Source organism: Corynebacterium halotolerans YIM 70093 = DSM 44683 (genome assembly GCF_000341345.1).
Taxonomy (GTDB): Bacteria; Actinomycetota; Actinomycetes; order Mycobacteriales; family Mycobacteriaceae; genus Corynebacterium; species Corynebacterium halotolerans.
On record NC_020302.1, the window covers coordinates 1350728 to 1371143 of the forward strand.

Sequence of the window (20416 nt, forward strand, 5' to 3'; positions counted from 1 at the left end):
GAAAGGTGACGCATGACCGCACCACACCAGCCTGCCCGAATGTCCTTCCTGGACCGCTGGCTGCCCGCCTGGATTATCCTCGCCATGGCGCTCGGTCTTTTCCTCGGTCGGTCCATCCCCGGCCTTGGGGATGCCCTGGGCGCGCTCGAGGTCGGCGGCATCTCCCTGCCGATCGCCCTCGGCCTGCTGGTGATGATGTACCCGCCGCTGGCGAAGGTCCGATACGACAAGACCCGCGAGATCACCGCCGACACACGCCTGATGAGCGTCTCCCTGGTCCTCAACTGGCTCGTCGGCCCGGCCCTGATGTTCGCCCTGGCCTGGCTCTTCCTGCCCGATGAGCCGGAGCTGCGCACCGGACTGATCATCGTCGGCCTGGCCCGCTGCATCGCCATGGTGCTCGTGTGGTCCGACCTGTCGTGCGCGGACCGGGAGGCCACCGCCGTGCTGGTGGCCATCAACTCCGTCTTCCAGGTCATCATGTTCGGCGTGCTGGGCTGGTTCTATCTGCAGGTCCTGCCCTCCTGGCTGGGACTTCAGACCACCTCCGCGGAGTTCTCGTTCCGGTCGATCGTCACCTCGGTGCTCGTCTTCCTCGGCATCCCGCTGCTCGCCGGCGTGCTCTCGCGTGTCATCGGCGAGAAGACCAAGGGCCGGCGCTGGTACGAGTCGAAGTTCCTGCCCGCCATCTCCCCGCTGGCCCTGATCGGCCTGCTCTACACCATCGTGCTGCTGTTTTCCCTGCAGGGCGAACAGATCACCTCACAGCCCTGGACCGTGGCGCGGGTGGCCGTGCCGCTGCTGATCTACTTCGTCGGCATGTTCGCCATCTCCCTGGCAGCCTCCAGGCTCTCGGGTATGGGCTATGCCCAGTCCGCTTCCGTGTCCTTCACCGCCGCGGGCAACAACTTCGAACTCGCCATCGCCGTGTCGATCGGCACCTTCGGGGCGACCTCCGCTCAGGCCCTGGCCGGCACCATCGGCCCGCTGATCGAGATCCCCGTGCTCGTCGGCCTGGTCTACGTCATGCTGTGGTTGGGCCCGAGGCTCTTCCCCGGCGACCCCACTTTGCCCGCCACCGCCCGCCCGAGCACCCGGATTCCCGCTTCCGAGAAGGAGACCGTCACCCCATGACCGCCCACCCCTCTGTCCTGTTCGTCTGCGTCGGCAACGGCGGCAAGTCCCAGATGGCCGCCGCCCTGGCCGAAAAACACGCCGTCGGCCAGCTTGAGATCCACTCCGCCGGCACGAAACCCGGCACCAGGCTCAACGCGGAGTCGGTCGAGGCGATCGCGGAGGCCGGCGCCGACATGTCCCACGGCCACCCCAAGGGCGTCGACCCGCAGCTGCTGCGCGAGGTCGACCGCGTGATCGTCCTCGGCGCGGATGCGCAGCTCGAGCTTCCCGACGACGCGCGCGGCACCCTCGAGCGCTGGGTGACCGACGAGCCGTCGCACCGCGGCATCGAGGGGCTCGGGCGTATGCGGCTGATCCGCGACGACATCGACGCCCGCGTGCGTACGCTGCTCGGGGAGCTGTAGCGCCGCAGCACAGACGAAAAAGAGAGGGGGACCGGCCCGCACGGGCCGGTCCCCCTCACTCATGCGCGGAACTCAGCCGCGCCAGCGGTACCACTGGACGCTCATCGCCGGGATGTCCAGCGTCACCGAATTCGGGTAGCCGTCCCACTCGGACTCGGCCGCCGTGACGGTGGCCGGCAGCTCGTTGCCGGCGCCCCCGTACTTCCCGTCATCGGTGTTGAGCACCAGGTCCCATTCGCCGCCCCGGGGGACACCGAGGGGGTAGTCGGAGTGGGAGGAGCCGGAGAGGTTGACGATGGCCAGCAGCCCCGAGCCGTCGGAGCCCCAGCGGACGTAGCCGAGGACGTTGTGCTCGGCGTCGTCACCCTTGACCCACTGGAAACCGGCCGGCTCGCTGTCCTGGGTGTACAGCGCCGGGGTGTCGCGGTAGATCCCGTGCATGTCCCGGACCAGCTGATGGATACCCTCGTGGAACTCCTTGCCCCAGCCCTCGAGGTTGCTCCAGTCGACGGAGTGCGCCTCGTCCCACTCGCCGGTCTGCCCGAACTCCTGGCCCATGAACAGCAGCTTCTTGCCCGGGTGGGAGAACATGTAGCCGAAGAGGGTGCGCAGGCCCGCGGCCTTGTTCCAGTCGTCGCCCGGCATCCGGCCCCACAACGATCCCTTGCCGTGGACGACCTCGTCGTGGGAGAACGGCAGGACGTAGCGCTCGGAGTAGGCGTAGATCAGCGAGAAGGTGATCTCGTTGTGGTGGTGGGAGCGGTGGATGGGGTCGAGCTTGAAGTACTCGAGCGTGTCGTTCATCCAGCCCATGTTCCACTTCAGGGAGAAGCCCAGGCCGCCGTGCTCGGTGCGGGCGGTCACGCCCGGCCAGGAGGTGGACTCCTCGGCGATGGTGAGCACACCCGGGTGGGTGCGGTGGACGGTGGCGTTCATCTCCTGGAGGAACTGCACGGCGTCGAGGTTCTCGCGGCCGCCGTACTGGTTGGGCAGCCATTCGCCCTCGTTGCGGGAGTAGTCCAGGTAGAGCATGGAGGCCACGGCGTCCACGCGCAGACCGTCGACGTGGAACTCCTCGATCCAGTACAGGGCATTGGCGACGAGGAAGTTGCGCACCTCACGGCGACCGAAGTCGAAGATGTAGGTGCCCCACTCCTTCTGCTCCCCGCGGCGCCAGTCGGGGTGCTCATAGAGGGCCTGGCCGTCGAACCGCGCGAGCGCGAAGTCGTCCTTGGGGAAGTGGCCCGGCACCCAGTCGACGATCACGCCGATGCCCCTGGCGTGGAAGGCGTCGATCAGGGCGCGTAGCTCATCCGGGTCACCCCAGCGGGCGGTCGGGGCGTAGTAGCCGGAGACCTGGTATCCCCAGGAACCGCCGAAGGGGTGTTCGGCCACGGGCATGAGTTCGACGTGGGTGAAGCCCTGCTCGACCACGTAGTCGACGAGCTTCTCGGTGAGTTCGCGGTAGCCGTAGCCGATTCGCCAGGAGCCGAGGTGGACCTCGTAGACGCTCATGGGGGAGGAGTCGATGTCCTGCCCGGCGCGCTGGCGCATCCACTCGCCGTCATTCCACCGGTAGGAGGAATCCGCGACCACGGAGGCGGTCTCCGGCGGGGCCTGGGTGGCCTTGGCCATCGGGTCGGCCTTGTCGCGGCGGTGGCCCTCCTTGGTCTGGATGGCGAACTTGTAGATGGTGCCCGGCCCGATATTCGGCAGGAAGACCTCCCAGACACCAGAGGAGCCCAACGAGCGCATGGGGAACTGGTTGGGGTTCCAGGCGCAGAAGTCGCCGATGACGGCGACGCCGGTGGCGTTCGGGGCCCACACGGCGAAGGAGGTGCCGGTGACGGTGCCGCGCTCGGTCTCGTAGCTGCGCGGGTTGGCGCCGAGCACCTCCCACAGCCGCTCGTGGCGTCCCTCGCTGATCAGGTGCAGATCCAGGGGGCCGAGGGTGGGCAGGAAATGGTACGGATCCGCTGTCTCCACCGGCTCGGTGTCGGGCCAGTGGATCCGCAGACGGTAGTCGGGGGAGTCGGTGTCGGGCAGGTCGACCACCCAGATGTCATCTCCGATGGGAGAGAGGTCGATGACGTCGTCGTGGATGAGCAGCTCCACCCGGGTGGCGCCCAACTGGCGGGTGCGGATCACGGATCCGTCCGGGGTGGGGTGCCAGCCGTAGAAGTCGTGGGGGGCGTGGTGGCTGCAGGTGCGCAACCGGTTCGCGTCCTGCTCCGGGATGAGAAGGTGCTGGTCGATACCGTCGGTCATGACTGTTCCTCGGGGTGCGGGTAGGTTCCGGATTGTCGGCGGGCTCGGCCCGCGCACGGTACTTCCTGACGGTACCTGAGCGGGCGCATCCGGGCGTGGCCATTCGCCCGGGGGTGACCGGTCGGGGACCGGCCGGAGAAAGGTCGCGGGCGGGCCGCGGCCGGGTCAGGGGCGGTAGTCGCCGATCTCGCGCCAGGCGAGCTCCTCCCGACGCTCGACGGGCACGTCGGGCAGCACGAAGATGTGGGCGACGTCGCGCCACGGCTCCAGGCGGACGAAGTTGCGCTCGCCCCAGGTGTACGTGGCACCGGTGATCGCGTCGCGGACGGGGTAGCTCGCCCCGGCGTCCCGGCCGACGGCGGACAGATCCACCGTCACGGTGGCCTCCTGGGCGTTGCGCGGGTCGAGGTTGACGACCACGAGCACCACGTTGCCGCTGACCGGATCCAGTTTGGAGAAGGCGAGGATCTGATCATTGTCGGCCGCGTGCATGTGCAGGTTGCGCAGCTGCTGGAGCGCCGGATTCTCCCGACGGATGGTGTTCAGCGAGGTGATGAACGGCTCCAGGGAGTCACCGCTGGCCAGGGCGCCCTCGAAGTCGCGCGGACGCAGCTCGTACTTCTCCGAGTCGAGGTACTCCTCGCTGCCCGGGGCCACGGCGACGTGCTCGTAGAGCTCGTAGCCGGAGTAGACGCCCCACAGCGGGGAGATGGTGGCGGCCAGGGCGGCGCGGATGGCGAACATGCCGCGCCCGCCGTGCTGCAGCGAGGCATGCAGGATGTCGGGGGTGTTGACGAACAGGTTCGGGCGCGAGATGTCGGCCATCTCCGCGGCGGTGGTGGCGAACTCGGTCAGCTCCGCCTTCGTCGTCTTCCAGGTGAAGTAGGTGTAGGACTGGGAGAACCCGAGCTTGGCCAGGCCGTAGAGGCGCGCTGGGCGGGTGAAGGCCTCCGCCAGGAAGATGACGTCCGGATCGGTCTTGTGGATCTCCTCGATCAACCAGTGCCAGAAGTTCGCCGGTTTGGTGTGCGGGTTGTCCACGCGGAAGGTGCGCACGCCCAGCTCCACCCAGAACCTCACCACCCGGAGAACCTCCTCGTAGATCGCCTCCGGGTTGTTGTCGAAGTTGAGCGGGTAGATGTCCTGGTACTTCTTCGGCGGGTTCTCCGCGTAGGCGATGGTGCCGTCGGCGAGCACGGTGAAGAAGTCGGGGTGCTCGGTGGCCCAGGGGTGGTCCGGGGCGGTCTGCAGCGCCAGGTCGAGAGCGACCTCCAGGTCGAGTTCGTCCGCGCGGTCCAGCAGGTCGCGGAAGTCGTCGATGGTGCCCAGCTGCGGGTGGACGGCGTCGTGGCCGCCCTCGGCCGAGCCGATGGCCCAGGGTGAGCCGACGTCCGTGGGCTCCGGGGTAAGGGTGTTGTTGCGACCCTTGCGGTTGATCTCGCCGATGGGGTGGATCGGGGGGAAGTAGACGGTGTCGAAGCCCATCTTCGCCACGCGCTCAAGGGCGTCGGCGGTGGTGGCGAAGGTGCCGTGGACGGGCCGGCCCTCGGCGTCTCGGCCGCCGGTGGAGCGGGGGAACAGCTCGTACCAGGAGTTGACCAGGGCGGCGCGGCGCTCCACCTTGACCTGGTGGAGCTGGCCGTGGACCAGCAGGTCACGCAGCGGGAAGTCCTGGAGGATCCCGCTGACCTCATCAGACAGGGCGTCCTTGACACGGGCGTGCAGCGGGACCTCGGCGCGCAGGGACTCGGCGGCGGCGCGCAGAATACCGGCCTCGGTCTCCGGCGACTGCTCGGCGGCGCGCTCGAACAGCTCCGCGCCGTGGGCCAGGTCGTTGGCCAGCTCGTCGATGCCCTGTCCGGCGTCCATCTTCTTGGTCACCGCGTTGCGCCAGGTGGCGAACGCATCGGACCAGGCGTCGATTCGGAACGTCCAGGTGCCGGGGGCGTCCGGGATGAACACGGCGTGCACCCGGTCCTGGTTCCCGGGCTCGGGATGCATGTGGATGGCCATGGTCTCGCCCGACTCCGGGGCGGTGACGTTGAGGGTGGCGGCCACGGCGTCGTGGCCTTCGCGCCACACCAGCGCCGTGACGGGGACGACCTCACCGACGACTGCCTTCGCGGGGTGCAGTCGTCCGGAGATCTGTGGGCGTACGTCGTCAATACCGAGTCGGCCGATCATGCGTGGTTCACCTTCGCTAATGGTTCGTGGGTCCATGGGCTGCGACGAGGGAGGTCATCTCCGGGTTGCGCACCGGTTCGGCCCAGCTCAGCACGCTGGGCCGGGGCGGGGCTCGTCTGCCAGAGAGCCTAGCGGAGCTGTGTCAGTTCCACAGGGCAGTTGGGGAATCAGCCACAATGGGGGTTGTGACTGATACCAATGAGGACCTCCTGGTCGATTTCCGAGACGTGACCTTCAGACGCGAGGGCCGGACCCTGGTGGGGCCGGTGGACTGGCAGGTGGAGCTGGACGAGCGTTGGGTGATCATCGGACCCAACGGTGCGGGCAAGACCACGCTGATCCGGATAGCCGCCGCCGAGGAGTTCCCGTCCTCGGGGCAGGCCTTCATCATGGGCGAGCGGGTCGGCAAGACCGACATGCGTGACCTGCGTGCGATGATCGGCGTGTCCTCCTCCGCGTTGGGCAACCGCATCCCCGCGCAGGAGAAGGTGGGCGACCTGGTGGTCTCCGCCGGCTACGCCATCCTCGGGCGCTGGCGGGAGGACTACGACGAAATCGATTTCGAGCAGGCCCAGAACATCCTCGACCAGGTCGGGGCCTTCCACCTGATGGACCGGGAGTGGGGCACCCTCTCCGAGGGTGAGCGCAAGCGTGTGCTCATCGCCCGCGCCCTGATGACCAACCCCGAGCTGCTCATCCTCGACGAGCCGGGCGCGGGCATGGACCTCGGCGGGCGCGAGGATCTCGTCGGCTACCTCGGGGACCTGGCGATGGATGCCGACGCCCCCGCGATCGTCATGATCACCCACCACGTCGAGGAGATTCCGGAGGGCTTCACCCACGCCATGCTGCTCGACGAGGGCGAGGTCGTCGCCCAGGGCCTCATCGACACGGTGCTCACGAGCGAGAACCTCTCGAAGACCTTCCGCCAGCCGATCGAACTCGACCGCATCGGCGGCCGCTTCTTCGCCCGCCGCAGCCGCCCCGGCGGTCTCCACCGGGCGAAGTGACCCCGGGTGGGGTTCAGGGGCGCCGGAACCCCGGTGCATTGCGCACCACCGCACCCCGGGCCCGCCCCGGTCGTTGGTGGCCCGGCCCGGGCTGCGCGCTACGGTGAGTACTTCGCCTCTGTCCACCCCGAAAAAATCTGACGGACACATCCTCCATGGCCTTCACCCTCGACGAGGTCGCCTTCCTCGCCGCCCACGCGCCCGAGATCGCCGACGCCACCGCCCGGCTCGAGCTGACCCGCGCATCGACGCTCTCCGACGCCGCAACCCTGCGCGAGCGCTTCGGCGGACACGGCCGCGCCGTCGCCGAACTCGTCCGGGCCCGGCGCTCGGCCGCGGCGAAGTTCCCGGCCACCTGGCTGACCGACCACGACGCCGCCCAGCAGGCCACCCCGTCGGTGGTCGCCCGGGTGCGCGCCGCCCGCCTGCGTGAGCAACTCGGCGCCGGCGCACTGATCCACGACGTGACCTGCTCCATCGGCACCGAGGGGGCATCGGTGCGCGCCGCTGGCCTGGGCTATCTGGGCTCCGACCTCGACGCCCCGCGCCTGGCCATGGCCCGCCACAACCTGGGGGACGCCTGGCTCGTGCGCGCCGACGCCCTGCACCCGGTCAGCCGGGGCGCCGACGCCGTGGTCGCCGACCCCGCCCGGCGCGCCGGGGGACGGCGCATCACCCGGCCCGACCAGCTGCTGCCGCCCCTGCCGGATCTGGTCGAGGCGTGGCGGGGCAGGGAACTGGCCGTCAAGTGCGCACCGGGACTCGACTTCTCTGAGTGGGAGGGGTTGGTCAGCCTCGTCAGCGTCGACGGCGCGGTCAAGGAGGCCTGCCTCTACACCCCCGGCCTGAGCGGCGGGACGAGGCGGGAGGCCGTGATGGTCTCCGGCGGGGAAGTCGACCGCCTCACCGACGCCGGGGGAGAGGCCGCCGACGCCGTGACCGCGGGAGCGCCGGGCCGGTTCATCCTCGATCCCGACGGGGCGGTGGTGCGCGCCGGGCTGGTGCGCCACTACGCGGCGCGGGAGGGGCTGTGGATGCTCGACGAGCGCATCGCGTACCTGACCGGTGACCGCCTCCCGGCCGGGCGCACGGGATTTCCTTTCATTGAGCAGGTGCCCCTGAAGAAGTTGAAGCCCGCACTCGCGGCGCACGGGGCGGGCAGCCTCGAGATCCTCGTCCGCGGCGTTGACGTTGACCCCGATGACCTGCGCAAAAAGCTCAAGTTGAAGGGGAGGCGACCGATGGCGGTGGTGTGCACCCGCATCGGCAGTCAGGGGGTGGCGCTGATCTGCGGGCCGCGCACGGACGGGGCCGAGAACAGGTGAGCATTGCCTCATATTTTGAATCCGGACCTACACTAGACTCTCTGAACAGTCGTTAACACCGCAGCGAACCGTCACCCGTCGAAAGGGGAGAGATAACGATGCCCACCATCGTCGCGCTCGTCAAGCACGTCCCGGACACCTGGTCCGCCAAATCTCTGGAGGCCGACCACACCCTGGACCGGACCAACGTCGATTCCGTCCTGGACGAGATCAACGAATACGCCGTGGAACAGGCCCTGCGACTGCGCGATGACAACCCGGACGCCGACTACCGCGTCGTGGCCCTGACCATGGGTCCCGTCGGCGCCGACGAGGCCCTGCGCAAGGCGCTGGCCATGGGTGCCGACGACGCCGTCCACCTCGTCGACGACGCCCTGGCCGGATCCGACGTCCTCGGCACCACCTGGGCGCTGACGAACGCGCTCAACACCATCGAGGACGTGCGGCTCATCGTCGCGGGCAGCGCCTCCTCCGACGGCGCGATGGGCGCCCTGCCGGGCATCCTCGCCGAGTACCGCCAGATCCCGGCCCTGACCAACGTCCGTTCCGTCACGCTCACCGGGGACCAGGCCGAGCAGATCTCCGCGGTGCGCGAGACCAACGAGGGGGTCTACGAGCTGCAGGCCCCGCTGCCGGCGATCGTCTCGGTCACCGACAAGGCGGACAAGCCGCGTTTCCCGAACTTCAAGGGCCTGATGGCCGCCAAGAAGCACGAGATCACCACCCTGGGTCTCGCGTCGGTCGGCGTCACCCCCGAGCAGGTCGGCCTGGACCGGGCCGCCACCGCGGTCACCGCCGCGAGCGGGCGCCCGGCGCGCACCGGCGGCGACGTCATCCGTGGCGAGGACGCGGCCGCGCAGGTCGCCGAGTTCCTCGCCGCCGAGAAGTTCCTCTGATCCGTACTCGACCGAATAGCTAAGGAGCCCACGCATGTCCACCGTTTACGTCCTGGTCGAGCACACCGGAACCGAGCTCGCCCCCGTCACCGCTGAACTGATCACCGCCGCCCGCCCATTGGGGGAGGTCACCGCCGTCGTCGTCGGCGCCCCCGGCGAGACGCAGGCCCTGGCCCCGCAGCTGGCCGAGGCCGGTGCCGCCACCGTCGTCGCCGCGGAGAGCGACCTCAACGCCTCGCGGCTCATCCTCCCGCAGGTCGACGCCCTGTCGATGCTGGCGGCCGCCGCCCCGGGTCCGATCGTCATCTCCGGTGGCCCGACCGGCAACGAGATCGCCGGCCGCCTGGCCGCCCGCCTGGCCTCCGGCGTGCTGATCGACGTCGTCGGCATCAACGCCGACCGCACCGCCGCGCAGTCCGTCTTCGGCGACACCATCCAGGTCTCCGCGGCCGTTGGCGGTGCCAGCCCGATCTACACGCTGCGCCCCGGCGTGGTCGACGCCGTGCCGCAGGCCGCCGCCGGTGCCGTCACCGCCCTGGAGCTGCCGGCCGTGACCGCCAAGGACGTCACCGTCACCAACTTCACTCCGGCCGTGCGCGGGGACCGCCCGGACCTGACCCAGGCGAAGATCGTCGTGGCCGGCGGCCGCGGCGTCGGTTCGACCGAGGGTTTCACCGAGGTCGTCGAGAAGCTCGCCGACGCCCTGGGCGCCGCCGTGGGCGCGACCCGTGACGCCGTGGACCTGGAGTACTACGACGCCTCGTACCAGATCGGCCAGACCGGCGTGACCGTCTCGCCGGACCTGTACATCGGCCTGGGCATCTCGGGTGCCATCCAGCACACCTCCGGGATGCAGACCGCCAAGAAGGTCGTCGTGGTCAACAACGACGAGGACGCCCCGATCTTCCAGATCGCCGACCTCGGTGTCGTCGGCGATCTCTTCGAGGTCGTGCCGAAGCTCGTCGACGAGATCAACACGCGCAAGTAGTCCACCCGCGCCCCGGGCAGAGGAGTGGGCGGCAGTGGGAACTCCGTCGGGACCGTCGTCCCGGCGGAGTTTTCGTGTCTGTGCCGCCGACCCGTTTTCCGCGGTCAGTATGCCTCGCAGCCAGCGGGGGAGCCTTCCTCACCCGGTTCTGCCTGCGGAAAGTGAGACATGTTACGAAAGTTAATAGTGTGATTCAAGTGCCGCGTGAGGCGTTTTCGGCTACCTTCGACCGCATGAACGTCCTCCGCCGGTCCGTCACCGCCGCCTGTGCCGCCCTGCTCGCCACCGCCCTCACCGTCACGCTCGCCGCCGTGCCCCAGTCCCGCGCCTTCACCCCGGTCTCCCCCTCGGGCATCGACGTCTCCAGCCACCAGCACGCCGCGGGCGTGGGCGTCGACTGGCGCCGGGTCGCCGCCGACGGCCAGCGCTACGCCTTCATCAAGGCGACCGAGGGCACGGGCTACGTCAATGAGCACTTCCTCCCCGACGTCCACGCCGCCCACGCCGCCGGAATGGTGATCGGCACCTACCACTACGCCCGCCCGTCCCGCGACGCCCGCACCCAGGCCGCCCACTACGCCACGGCCCTGGCGGCCCTGCCGCAGAACTCCCTGCCGCCCGTGCTCGACATCGAGGTCGACGAGGGGCTGAGCGCGCCCGAGCTGCAGAACTGGGTTCGCGAGTTCGTCACCGAGATCGAGGCGCTGACCGGCCGCCGGCCGATGATCTACACCTACCGCTACTTCTGGGCCGAGCACATGGGAAACACCACCGAGTTCAGCAATTACCCGCTGTGGCTGGCCGCCTACCAGAACACCGCCCCCGAACCCGTGGGCGGCTGGAGCCACCTGACCTTCTGGCAGCGCAGCGACGCGGGCACGGTCGCCGGCGTCTCCGGACCGGTCGACCTGAACCTGTTCAACGGCAGCGAGCCCCAGCTCCACCGGTTCGTGGCCGGCAACCACGTGAACCTCGGCGCCGCCGTCGCCGACGGCTTCCGGATTCCGGATGACACCGCCGGGCTCGCTGACCTCGAGATCCTCGGGGCCGACAACAGTGTGCTCGCCAACGTCATCCTCGCCGCGGCCGCCGGGGCCGTCGCCATCCCCGTGATCGTCGCGGTGGCCGAGGAACTCGGCTTCGACGCCTCCGTCGCACGCCCCCTCGCCGAGCAGATCGGCGCCCAGATCGAAAGCGGCCAGTTGCCCGTCGCCGATCTGGAGAGGATGGCGGCCACCGGCGACTACACCATCGGCGATCTGCTCATCCTGCTCGACAACGTCGACCTCACCGCGGTGGAGGCCACCGTCCGGGCGGCCGCGGCCGCCAACGCCTGACATCCATCCGGCACGCGCCTTCGACGACAGACGTTGACGCCGCCTTCCCCCGACCCCGGGGGAAGGCGGCGTCGTGGCGCCCTTGAGGGGGAGGCGTCAGCTGGCCTGGAGGGCGGTGGTGGTGAACGCGGCGGTGGGCGCTTCCGGGGCCTCCGGGACGACCAGTGCGGCGTCGGCGAGCAGCTGCCTCAGCAGTTCCGGGGCGCAGGCGGAGTGCGGGCCGAACCGGGCGTTGACGTCCAGGACCACCGGGGTGCCGTCCCTCCCGCGGCGGATGTCGAGGTCGACCGGGCCGTAGAGCTCCAGGGCCACCACGGTGGCCTCCGCGAGTTCGGCGACGTCCGGGGCGAGTGAGCGCGCGATGCGGAGCACGGAGTCGGCATTGCCGATGCGGCCGTCGCGAAGCTTCATCTTCTGCAGCATCACCGTGGTGACGGAATCATCGATGGGGGAGCGGTAGACCTGCGGGCAGAACTCGACGCCGCCGGCGAACCCCTGGATGATCACGGACTCGTCGAGCTCCGGCAGCTCCTCGGCGGTGTCCACGACGACCACGCCACGCCCCCCGTGGGACACGCGCGGTTTGACCACCAGCGGGTAATCGACCGGCGTCTGGGAGCCGGCCCGGGTCCACGGTACGGCGATGCCCTGGTCCTCCAGGCGCAGCGCGGTCAGCAGCTTGTCGTGGCACACGTCCACGCTGACCGGGTCGGAGAGGATGACGCGGTTGCCCAGCTCGGGGGCGGCCGCGGTCACGACCGGCAGCTCGTCCTGGACCGTGGGTAGCACCAGGTCGACGTCGTAGGAGGCGATGACCGAGCGCAGGAAATCGATCAGCTCCGGCGAATCCGCCGCGGGGCCGGTCAGGAAGATGTCAGCGCAGGTCTCGACCTCGCGCACATCGGTGGCGATGATGCGGAGGTGGGCGTTCCGGAGCAGGCGCAGCTGGCGGCAGAGGCTCCGGCCGGCGGCACCGCCGGCTCCGGTGATCAGGATGGTGCGGATGTGGGAAGACACGGTACTGATTCCTTTGCTGGGTGGGGGAGGAAGGAGTAGGTGCTGAAATGGGGGACTGGGTACGCGGGCTCATCCGGTGGCCGTGGAGGGGGAGGGGCGGGCCGGATCCTGCCGGCCCGGAGATGCTGAGTTCTCCCTTAGGAAACTATAAATGTTTCTGGCGAAATATGAGGGGAGATGAAGGAGAAAACTTGATTTGTCCTGAGATGAACGCGCGACGCGGGGAGAAGGGGGGAGAGAATCGCCCAGTCCGCCCCCCTGTTCGGAGGTGGCAATAGGTGGGACCGAGGGATCTCCACCAGTACGGATAAGGATATTCTCAGCTTATGGGCGAGGGTGTGGAGCCCTGGCCCGAGTTGCCATCGACTATCCGGCGGCCAGCCCCGCGGGACGGTGAGTCCCCGCGGTCCGGCGCTCAGTCCCCGTCATGACGGGCGCGCGTCCCCGAGAGGAACCTCCGCGTCCAGTCCTCATCCTTGAGGTGGGCGGGAACCGCCCCGCCGAGCAGGCTCCGGGCGATCGTCGCGGCCTCCGGCGACCCCTCCACCGGCAGCTCGCGGTCCGAGCCGATGAGGATGATGTTGCCGTAGCGCCGCCCCTTGAGCATCGGCGGATCGGCGATGACCGACAGGTGGTCGAAGACCTCGGCCATCCCCGCGAGCTCGGCCCTGGCGCCGGTGAGATCGGAGTGGTCGCCGCAGTTGGCCACGTACAGCCCACCCGGCGCCAGGGAGGCGTGGGCGGCCCGGAAGAACTCCACGGTGGTCAACGGGCGGGGAGTCACCGCGCCGGAGAACACGTCCCGGATGATCACGTCACGGCTGGCGGGAACGAAGCCGGCCGTCTCCGCGCGGGCCTCACCCACCCGGATCTTCACCGTCGGCGCCCGGGGAATGTCGAACCACTCCCGGACCAGATCCGCGAGCTTCGCGTCCAGCTCCACGACGGTGTGGCGGGAGCGCGGCCACACGTCCGCGAAGTAGCGCGCCATGGTGCAGGCCGCCCCGCCGAGGTGGGTCACCCGCAGCGCGTCCGGGTCGAGGTGGGAATGGACGAACTCCTCTGTGAAGGCCGCGATCCAGCGCATGTACTCGAAGGCGAGCTCGCGGGGCCGGCCGAGCACCACATGCGAGGAGGGCACGCCGTTGACCTGCAGCGTCCAGGCGTCGTCGAGGAAGTCGTCGGCGACGAGCTCGGCGGTGCCGGTCGAGATCTCCCAGGTGCCCGGTCCTGGACCGGTGGTCTGTCCGGCCGACCGCTCACCTCTGCGCTTCCTTCCCATGGACAGGCACCTTATCCTGCCCGCCCGACCCGCCGCCCGACCGGCCACCCGGTGTGCGGGGAGCGCGCCGGGAACGGCAGGGCGTTATCATCGCGGTAATCGGCCACCCAGCAGCGAGACCAGAAACGGCGGTAGCATGACCACCCACTACTTCGACCACGCGGCCACCTCCCCGATGCGGCAGGCGGCCATCGACGCGTTCGTCGAGCACGCCGGCACGCTCAACCCGGGCGGCCAGTACGGTTCCGGCCGCCACGCCGGCAGCGTGCTCTCCGACGCCCGCGAGACCGTCGCCCGGCTGCTCGGCACCGACCCGGTGGAGGTCGTGTTCACCGCCTCCGGCACCGAGGCGGACAACCTGGCCATCCAGGGGCTCTACGCCGCCTCGGAGCTGAACCGGGTGGTCTCCACCCCGATCGAGCACTCCGCCGTGCGCGACACCGTCAATGCCCTCGACGGCGCCGAGGTGGCGCTGCTCCCCGTGACCGGGACCGGGCACGTCTCGGAGCTCTCCGCACTGGATGAGCCCGCGGCCCTGGCCACCTGCATGTGGGCCAACAACGAGACCGGAGCGATCCAGCCCGTCGCGGAGATCGTCGCCCGGGCCGCGGCGGCCGGCACCCCGACGCACATCGACGCGGTGCAGGTCGTCGGCAAGCTGCCCGTCGACTTCCACGCCCTCGGCGCCACCACCCTGGCCGCCAGCGCCCACAAGTTCGGCGGACCCAGGGGAGTGGGACTGCTGCTGGCCCGGCGCTCCCCGGCCCCGACGGCCATCCTCCACGGCGGCGGGCAGGAGCGCGGCATCCGCCCCGGCACGGTCAACGTCGCCGGCGCGGCGTCGCTGGCCGCCGCCCTCGAGGAGTCCGTCCGCGAGATGGAGACCGAGCAGTCCCGGATCCGGGAGCTGCGGGACCGGCTGCGCGAGCGGATCCTGGGCCAGGTCGACGACGTCACCGTCAACACCACCGAACCGGCGCTGCCGAGCCACGTGCACCTGTCCTTCCCCGGGGCCGAAGGCGACAGCATGATCATGCTGCTCGACTCCCTCGGCATCGAGGCCTCCACCGGCTCGGCCTGCTCGAGCGGCGTCAACCGCGCCAGCCACGTACTGCTGGCGATGGGCGTGGACGAACACGACGCCCGCGGCTCGCTGCGCCTGACCCTGGGACGCACCACCACCGCCGAGGACGTCGACTACCTGGCCGACCGAATCACCGAGGTCGTCTCCCGCGCCCGGGCCGCCGGCATGGCCGCCTGACCCGGCACGCCGGCCAGCTGCGGGTTGCCACATCCCGACAGGCTGCGTCGTCTCCTCTGTGACAGGTCCACCCCACTTTCGAACGGAGACGACCATGACCACCATCGACCTGCTCAGAACCCACAAGCGCTTCTACGCCGCCCTCGGCGCCCTCGAACTCGCCGGCCGGGGCCTCGACCACCGCACCCGGCTGATGGTCCAGCTGCACGCGTCCTTCCTCAACGACTGCCGCTACTGCATCGACCTCCACACGAGGGAGGCGCTGAGGAAGGGGCCGGGCCAGGAGTTCATCGGCGCCGTCCGCACCGGCCGTGACCACCCCACCTGGGATGAGCGCGACCGCCTCATCCTGGACTTCACCACCATGGGCACGCGTCTGACGGACAGCCTCGACGAGGAACTGCATGGGCGCGTCCTCACGGAATTCGGGCCGAAGACCACCGGTGACCTCATCGCGGCGATCGCTACGATCAACACATGGAACCGGATCGGAAAACTGAGCCGGAGGTGACCCCGGAGATGACCGGACAGGCGTGGCTGCGTCTGCGCCAGACCACCGGAATCACCGACCCCGCCGCCTGGCTGACCACCGTGACCTCCCGGCTGACCCTGGACGCCGCCACCACCGCCGAACGCCGCCGGGTCGACTACGTCGGCCCCTGGCTGCCCGACGTCGTGGTGCTCCCCGGCACCGAGCGCACCGACAGCACCGGGGACGCCGTCGTGGGGGCCGGGCTCGTCGACCTCGCCCTGGTGCGCCTGCTCCACACGCTCGCCCCGGTCGACCGCGCCATCGTCGTGCTCCACGACGTCGCGGGCGTGCCCCACGACGAGATCGCACGCATCACCGACACGACCCCGGCGGCGGCCCGCAAACGCCACTCCCGGGCCCGCCGGGCACTGCGTGAGGCGCCCGCCACCGCCCACGACGCCGGGTTGGCCGGGCGACTCGCCACCGCCCTGCGGGCCGGGGACCTGTCGGCGCTCATCGCCGCCCTCTCCGAGGACGTCGTGCTGTGGACCGACTCCGGTGGCGCCACCCGGGCCGCCCGGCGCCCGGTCAGCGGGGCGGACAAGGTCGCCCGTTTCCTCGCCGGCATCATCGACCGCTTCGGCATGCCCGCACTCAGCGTCGAGACCGGCTACGGGGCGGTGGTGATCCGCGCGGTCTCGCCCGACATGGTCCGCCTGGTCGTCCTCGAGTCCTCCGGCGGCCGGGTCACCGGCATCCAGATCCAGCAGAACCCCGCCAAGCAGCACGAGATTCGGGATCACCGGAACTAAAGCGTTACGCTGCTGTGTTGAACCAGGGGGAGACACCGACCACCGGTCACGAGGAGGAAGAAGGAACACGATGCGGGTACTGGCAGCAATGAGCGGAGGCGTCGATTCGGCGGTGGCGGCGGCCCGCGCCGTCGAGGCCGGGCACGACGTCGTCGGCGTGCACCTGGCCCTGTCGCGCGATCCGCAGTCGGTGCGCGAATCCTCCCGGGGCTGCTGCTCCCTGGAGGACTCGGCGGATGCGCGCCGGGTCTGCGACAGGCTCGGCATCCCCTTCTACGTCTGGGACTTCTCCGACCGCTTCAAGGCCGACGTGATCGACGACTTCATCGACTCCTACGCTCACGGCGAGACGCCGAACCCGTGCCTGCGCTGCAACGAGAAAATCAAGTTCGCGGCCTTGCTCGAGCGCGGCATCGCCCTGGGCTTCGACGCCGTGGTCACCGGCCACTACGCCCGACTGACCCAGCCGGCCGACGGCGGCGACGGCTACCTGCGCCGCGCCGTCGACCCGGACAAGGACCAGTCCTATGTGCTCGGCGTGCTCGGTGCACACGAGATCGCCCACTGCATGTTCCCGGTCGGCGACACCGTCAAGCCGGAGATCCGCGCGGAGGCGGGCAACCACGGTTTCTCGGTGGCCAAGAAGCCCGACTCCTACGACATCTGCTTCATCCCGGACGGCAACACCCAGGCCTTCCTGGGCAACCACATCGGGCTGCGCCCCGGCATGATCGTCGACCAGGAGGGCACCGAGCTGCGCAGTCACAACGGCGTCCACGAATTCACCATTGGTCAACGTAAGGGGCTTGACATCAAGGCTCCGGCCGCCGATGGCCGTCCGCGTTACGTCACCGACATCAACGCCGCCACCGGCACCGTCACCGTCGGCCCGCGCGAGAAGCTCGCCGTGGCCGAGATTCACGCCGACCGTCTGAAGTTCCTGCACCCGGCGATGGACGGCGAGTTCGACGCCGAGGTCCAGGTCCGCGCCCACGGCTCCGTCGTCGCCTGCCGCGCGCGGGTCGACCGGGAGGCCGATTCCCTGGTCCTCGAGCTGGCGGAGCCGCTGTCCGGGGTGGCCCGCGGCCAGGCCGCCGTGCTCTACCTGCCCGACGAGGGCGGCGACATCGTCCTCGGCTCGGGCACGATCTGCCGGACGGTGGCCGCGTGAGCGCCTACGGACTGGGCCCCCTGCCGGGTACCTCGATCGCGGAGGCCGCCGACCTCATCGTCGGTGAGACCGGCGATCTCCCGCACCTGCCGCAGCTGCCCGCCCGGGGCCTGGGCTCCGACCTGATCGGATGCACCGCCGGCCTGCTGGCGGCCGTCACCGTCGACCGCGGGCCACGGTCCTGGATCATGACCGACCGCCCCCAGCTGCTGACCCGGCGCACCTGGGACCGCATGGCCCGCGACCTCGACGAGTGCGAGGAGGCCTGGGGCACCTCGCTCACGGCGCTCAAGGTCCAGGTCGCCGGACCCTGGTCCCTGGCCGCTTCCATCGAGCTGGCCAACGGCCACCGCGTGATCACCGACCGCGGCGCGCTGCGCGATCTCACCGACGCGCTGATCGAGGGCACCAACGCCCACGTCGCGGACGTCGCGAAGCGCTTCCACCTCGACCCGGCCGAGGTGGTCGTCCAGCTCGACGAGCCGCGCCTGCCCGCCGTGGTAGCCGGCGAACTGCGCGGCGCCACCGACTTCCACCCCGTTCGCGCGGTCAATGCCACCGACGCCGCCGAGCGCCTGGCGCACGTCGTCGAGTCCCTCGACGCAGAGCAGGTGCTGCTCAACCAGACGGGCTACGCACCCCTCTGGGAGCTCGCAGTCAAGTGTGGAGCACGGACAGTGCTGGTCACTCTCGACCAGATCCGGGGCACGGAGCAACTCGACGGGATCGGGCAGGCCGTGGCGAACGGCCTGCGGGTCGGCCTCGGCGTCACCGGCCCCGAGGACCGTGTCGACGAGCTGGGGGAGCGACCCCGCGAAAAGGCCGTGCGGGTGGCGCGCTTCTGGGACGAGCTGTCCCTCGACCGGGAGCTGCTGGCAACGGCCGTCGACGTCCACCCGCGCGGTCCGGTCACCGAGGGCACGGCCGTCGACGCCGCCCACGCCTACCGCATGGCGGTGGCTGTCGAGGGCATGCTGACCCGCGACGCGGGAGATCCGTAGGGGGCGGAACGTGTGCGCGGCCGCGCACACGTTCACGCCAGCGGGGAGTGTGGCGTCAGTTGAGGTTGATCACGATCTTTCCGACGTAGTCCCCGCGGGAGAAGTACTCCTGGGCCTCCGCGATCTCGTCCAGGGGGAAGCGGGCGGCGATCACCGGTTGCACTGCGCCACTGCGGGCGGTGCCGAGGAGCGCGGCGAAGTGCCCGCGGGTGTGCATGGACGAACCGATGAGGCTGATGTTGTGGAGATAGAGTCGGCGCAGGTCGAATTCCACCACCGGCCCGGCGACGGCCCCCGCGATGACCCATCGCCCGTTGTCGCGGACGAGCGGCAGCAGTTCGGAGACCAGCGCCCCGCCGGCGATGTCGGCGACGGCGTCGACCTTCCCCCGGGTGTGGTTTTCGATCTGTTCCGCGAGGGCCCCGGATCCGCGGTCGACGGTGTGTCGCGCCCCTGCGGCGAGCACCTGGGTGGCCTTGCTGCCGCTGGTGACGGCGGTGACATTCGCGCCCCGCGCAGCGGCGAGTTGGACCAGTGCGAGTCCGACGCCGCCGGAGGCCCCGGTGACCACCACATTTTCCCCTTCCGCGATGCCCGCCCGTTCGAGCATGCCCATGGCGGTCCCGTAGGACACGGGCAGCGCCGCCAGCTGCTCATCCGTCAGAGGGGAATCCGTCACGTCATGGGCCTGGGCCCCGGTGACGGTGACGAATTCCGCGAAGCCGCCGTCCGCCTCGCTCCCGAGCAGTCCGACCGGTGGCGCGGTCGGGGAGTCGTCCAGGTAGATGGCCGGATCGACTAGGACCCGCTGGCCCACGCGGTCGGCGTCGACACCGGCCCCGGCCTCCGTGATCACACCGGCGATGTCCCCGCCCTGGATCAGCGGGAAAGAAAGAGGGCCGCGCCAGCCCGCCCGCGCGTCCGGTTCGCCCGGCAGGCCGTAGGCGCCTTCCCGGGTCCAGATGTCCGTGTTGTTCAGCGCTGCCGCACGTGTCTGCACCAGCACCTCACCTGCCCCCGGTTCCGGTCGACGCCAGTCGTCCCGGATCCGCAGAGTGTCAGGTCCACCGTGCTCCGTCAGTACCGCTGCCGTCATTGTGCTCATACCACCCATTGTGGCAGCGGCTGCGGTGGAGGGCCCGGACGGATGACGGCGTTGCCTACCCGTACATCGGCCAGGAGACATTGACGTCCGAGGCGTCCTTCCCCTGGCCCTCGAAGTACTTCTTCAGGCCCGTCTGTGACTCGTAGTAGCCCACCGCCTGGAACTCCATGAGTTCATCGGCCGACATCCGGGTCAGTTCCGGCCAGAGCTTGACCTGCTTCCAGGCGATGCGGGCGGCGGCCAGGGCGTCCGCGGTGGCCTCGTGGGCGTTGTCGAGGCGCACCCGGTAATGCTCGGAGAGGTTGCCGAGGGTGCGCCGCCCCTTGCGGTAGGGGTCCTTGACCTTGTCGATGACGTAGGGGTCGAAGACGGGGCCGGTGACGGTGAAGTCGCCGCTGAGCTGGCGCAACACCGTCAGATCGTAGCTGGCGTTGAACACGACCAGGGTCAGCCCCGCCTCCCAACCGGCCTTGATATGCTGCACCGTCTCGACGAGCACGTCGTCGTGGGGGCGGCCCTCCGCGCGCGCCTTCTCGGTGCTGATGCCGTGGATGCGCGCCGCCTCCTCGGGGATCTCGACACCGGGGTCGGCGAGCATCTCCACGGTGTCGACGTCGCGGCCGTCGATACGCACCAGCGCCGAGGTGACGATGCGGGCCTCGAGCGGTTTGTGGGAGGTGGTCTCGAGATCGAAGGAGAGCATGCGCGAGGCGTCGAAGTTCGTCATGCCCCTAACCCTAGACAAC

Annotated in this window: 18 protein-coding genes; 12 read left to right on the plus strand and 6 right to left on the minus strand. The window is 70.0% G+C overall.

Annotation, left to right across the window (positions count from 1 at the left end; translation table 11 throughout):
• The first annotated feature begins 12 nt into the window (after window positions 1-12).
• The gene (arsB, locus tag A605_RS06305; RefSeq protein ID WP_015400673.1) at window positions 13-1134 is read left to right on the plus strand and encodes an ACR3 family arsenite efflux transporter; all 1122 of its coding nucleotides are present in this window, start codon (window positions 13-15) and stop codon (window positions 1132-1134) included.
• Window positions 1131-1541, plus strand: coding sequence for an arsenate-mycothiol transferase ArsC (locus A605_RS06310; protein WP_015400674.1), 411 nt, complete (start codon window positions 1131-1133; stop codon window positions 1539-1541). Before arsB ends, A605_RS06310 begins: the two co-directional genes overlap by 4 nt.
• 72 nt (window positions 1542-1613) lie before the next feature.
• Here the strand turns inward: A605_RS06310 and glgB are convergent, their stop codons facing one another.
• Window positions 1614-3809: a 1,4-alpha-glucan branching protein GlgB gene (gene glgB, locus A605_RS06315; RefSeq protein WP_015400675.1), complete on the minus strand. Its 2196-nt coding sequence runs from the start codon at window positions 3807-3809 to the stop codon at window positions 1614-1616.
• A 165-nt stretch (window positions 3810-3974) separates the two neighbouring features.
• Window positions 3975-5993 carry a maltotransferase domain-containing protein gene (locus tag A605_RS06320; protein WP_015400676.1) on the minus strand — a complete coding sequence of 673 codons (2019 nt, stop codon included), beginning with the start codon at window positions 5991-5993 and terminating at the stop codon, window positions 3975-3977.
• 176 nt (window positions 5994-6169) lie between these two features.
• On the opposite strand from A605_RS06320, the gene A605_RS06325 reads away from it, so the two are divergent.
• The 5 genes from A605_RS06325 to A605_RS06345 all read left to right on the plus strand — a co-directional run bounded on the left by A605_RS06325 (window position 6170) and on the right by A605_RS06345 (window position 11549).
• The gene (locus tag A605_RS06325; RefSeq protein ID WP_027004462.1) at window positions 6170-7003 is read left to right on the plus strand and encodes an ABC transporter ATP-binding protein; all 834 of its coding nucleotides are present in this window, start codon (window positions 6170-6172) and stop codon (window positions 7001-7003) included.
• Window positions 7004-7158: 155 nt separating this feature from the next.
• The gene (locus A605_RS06330) at window positions 7159-8328 is read left to right on the plus strand and encodes a THUMP-like domain-containing protein (RefSeq protein ID WP_015400678.1); all 1170 of its coding nucleotides are present in this window, start codon (window positions 7159-7161) and stop codon (window positions 8326-8328) included.
• A 98-nt stretch (window positions 8329-8426) separates the two neighbouring features.
• Entirely contained in the window at window positions 8427-9224 is a 798-nt protein-coding gene (locus A605_RS06335) for an electron transfer flavoprotein subunit beta/FixA family protein (protein WP_015400679.1), read from the plus strand.
• Window positions 9225-9258: 34 nt separating this feature from the next.
• On the plus strand, window positions 9259-10212 hold the full coding sequence (locus A605_RS06340; protein ID WP_015400680.1) for an electron transfer flavoprotein subunit alpha/FixB family protein: 954 nt from the start codon (window positions 9259-9261) through the stop codon (window positions 10210-10212).
• A 233-nt stretch (window positions 10213-10445) separates the two neighbouring features.
• The gene (locus A605_RS06345; RefSeq protein ID WP_015400681.1) at window positions 10446-11549 is read left to right on the plus strand and encodes a glycoside hydrolase family 25 protein; all 1104 of its coding nucleotides are present in this window, start codon (window positions 10446-10448) and stop codon (window positions 11547-11549) included.
• A 96-nt stretch (window positions 11550-11645) separates the two neighbouring features.
• Here the strand turns inward: A605_RS06345 and A605_RS06350 are convergent, their stop codons facing one another.
• Window positions 11646-12566 (minus strand): ATP-grasp domain-containing protein, encoded by a 921-nt coding sequence (locus A605_RS06350; RefSeq protein WP_015400682.1) that lies wholly within the window; start codon window positions 12564-12566, stop codon window positions 11646-11648.
• A 415-nt stretch (window positions 12567-12981) separates the two neighbouring features.
• Window positions 12982-13848, minus strand: coding sequence for a spermidine synthase (locus tag A605_RS06355; RefSeq protein WP_015400683.1), 867 nt, complete (start codon window positions 13846-13848; stop codon window positions 12982-12984).
• A gap of 136 nt (window positions 13849-13984) precedes the next feature.
• Between A605_RS06355 and A605_RS06360 the strand changes: the two genes are divergently transcribed.
• The 5 genes from A605_RS06360 to A605_RS06380 all read left to right on the plus strand — a co-directional run bounded on the left by A605_RS06360 (window position 13985) and on the right by A605_RS06380 (window position 18565).
• Window positions 13985-15109, plus strand: coding sequence for a cysteine desulfurase family protein (locus A605_RS06360; protein ID WP_015400684.1), 1125 nt, complete (start codon window positions 13985-13987; stop codon window positions 15107-15109).
• Window positions 15110-15203: 94 nt separating this feature from the next.
• Entirely contained in the window at window positions 15204-15620 is a 417-nt protein-coding gene (locus A605_RS06365; RefSeq protein ID WP_015400685.1) for a carboxymuconolactone decarboxylase family protein, read from the plus strand.
• Window positions 15587-16393, plus strand: a complete 807-nt coding sequence (locus tag A605_RS06370) for a sigma factor-like helix-turn-helix DNA-binding protein (protein WP_042440091.1) — start codon at window positions 15587-15589, stop codon at window positions 16391-16393. The genes A605_RS06365 and A605_RS06370 overlap by 34 nt, the downstream gene beginning before the upstream one ends.
• 70 nt (window positions 16394-16463) lie before the next feature.
• Complete coding sequence (gene mnmA / locus A605_RS06375) at window positions 16464-17564, plus strand: tRNA 2-thiouridine(34) synthase MnmA (RefSeq protein WP_027004463.1); 1101 nt, start codon at window positions 16464-16466, stop codon at window positions 17562-17564.
• The gene (locus A605_RS06380) at window positions 17561-18565 is read left to right on the plus strand and encodes a uroporphyrinogen decarboxylase/cobalamine-independent methonine synthase family protein (RefSeq protein ID WP_015400688.1); all 1005 of its coding nucleotides are present in this window, start codon (window positions 17561-17563) and stop codon (window positions 18563-18565) included. Before mnmA ends, A605_RS06380 begins: the two co-directional genes overlap by 4 nt.
• 55 nt (window positions 18566-18620) lie before the next feature.
• Here the strand turns inward: A605_RS06380 and A605_RS06385 are convergent, their stop codons facing one another.
• Both A605_RS06385 and A605_RS06390 read right to left on the minus strand, forming a co-directional pair.
• Window positions 18621-19670 (minus strand): zinc-binding dehydrogenase, encoded by a 1050-nt coding sequence (locus A605_RS06385; RefSeq protein WP_027004464.1) that lies wholly within the window; start codon window positions 19668-19670, stop codon window positions 18621-18623.
• A 55-nt stretch (window positions 19671-19725) separates the two neighbouring features.
• The gene (locus A605_RS06390; protein ID WP_015400690.1) at window positions 19726-20397 is read right to left on the minus strand and encodes a 3'-5' exonuclease; all 672 of its coding nucleotides are present in this window, start codon (window positions 20395-20397) and stop codon (window positions 19726-19728) included.
• Between the last annotated feature and the right edge of the window lie 19 nt (window positions 20398-20416).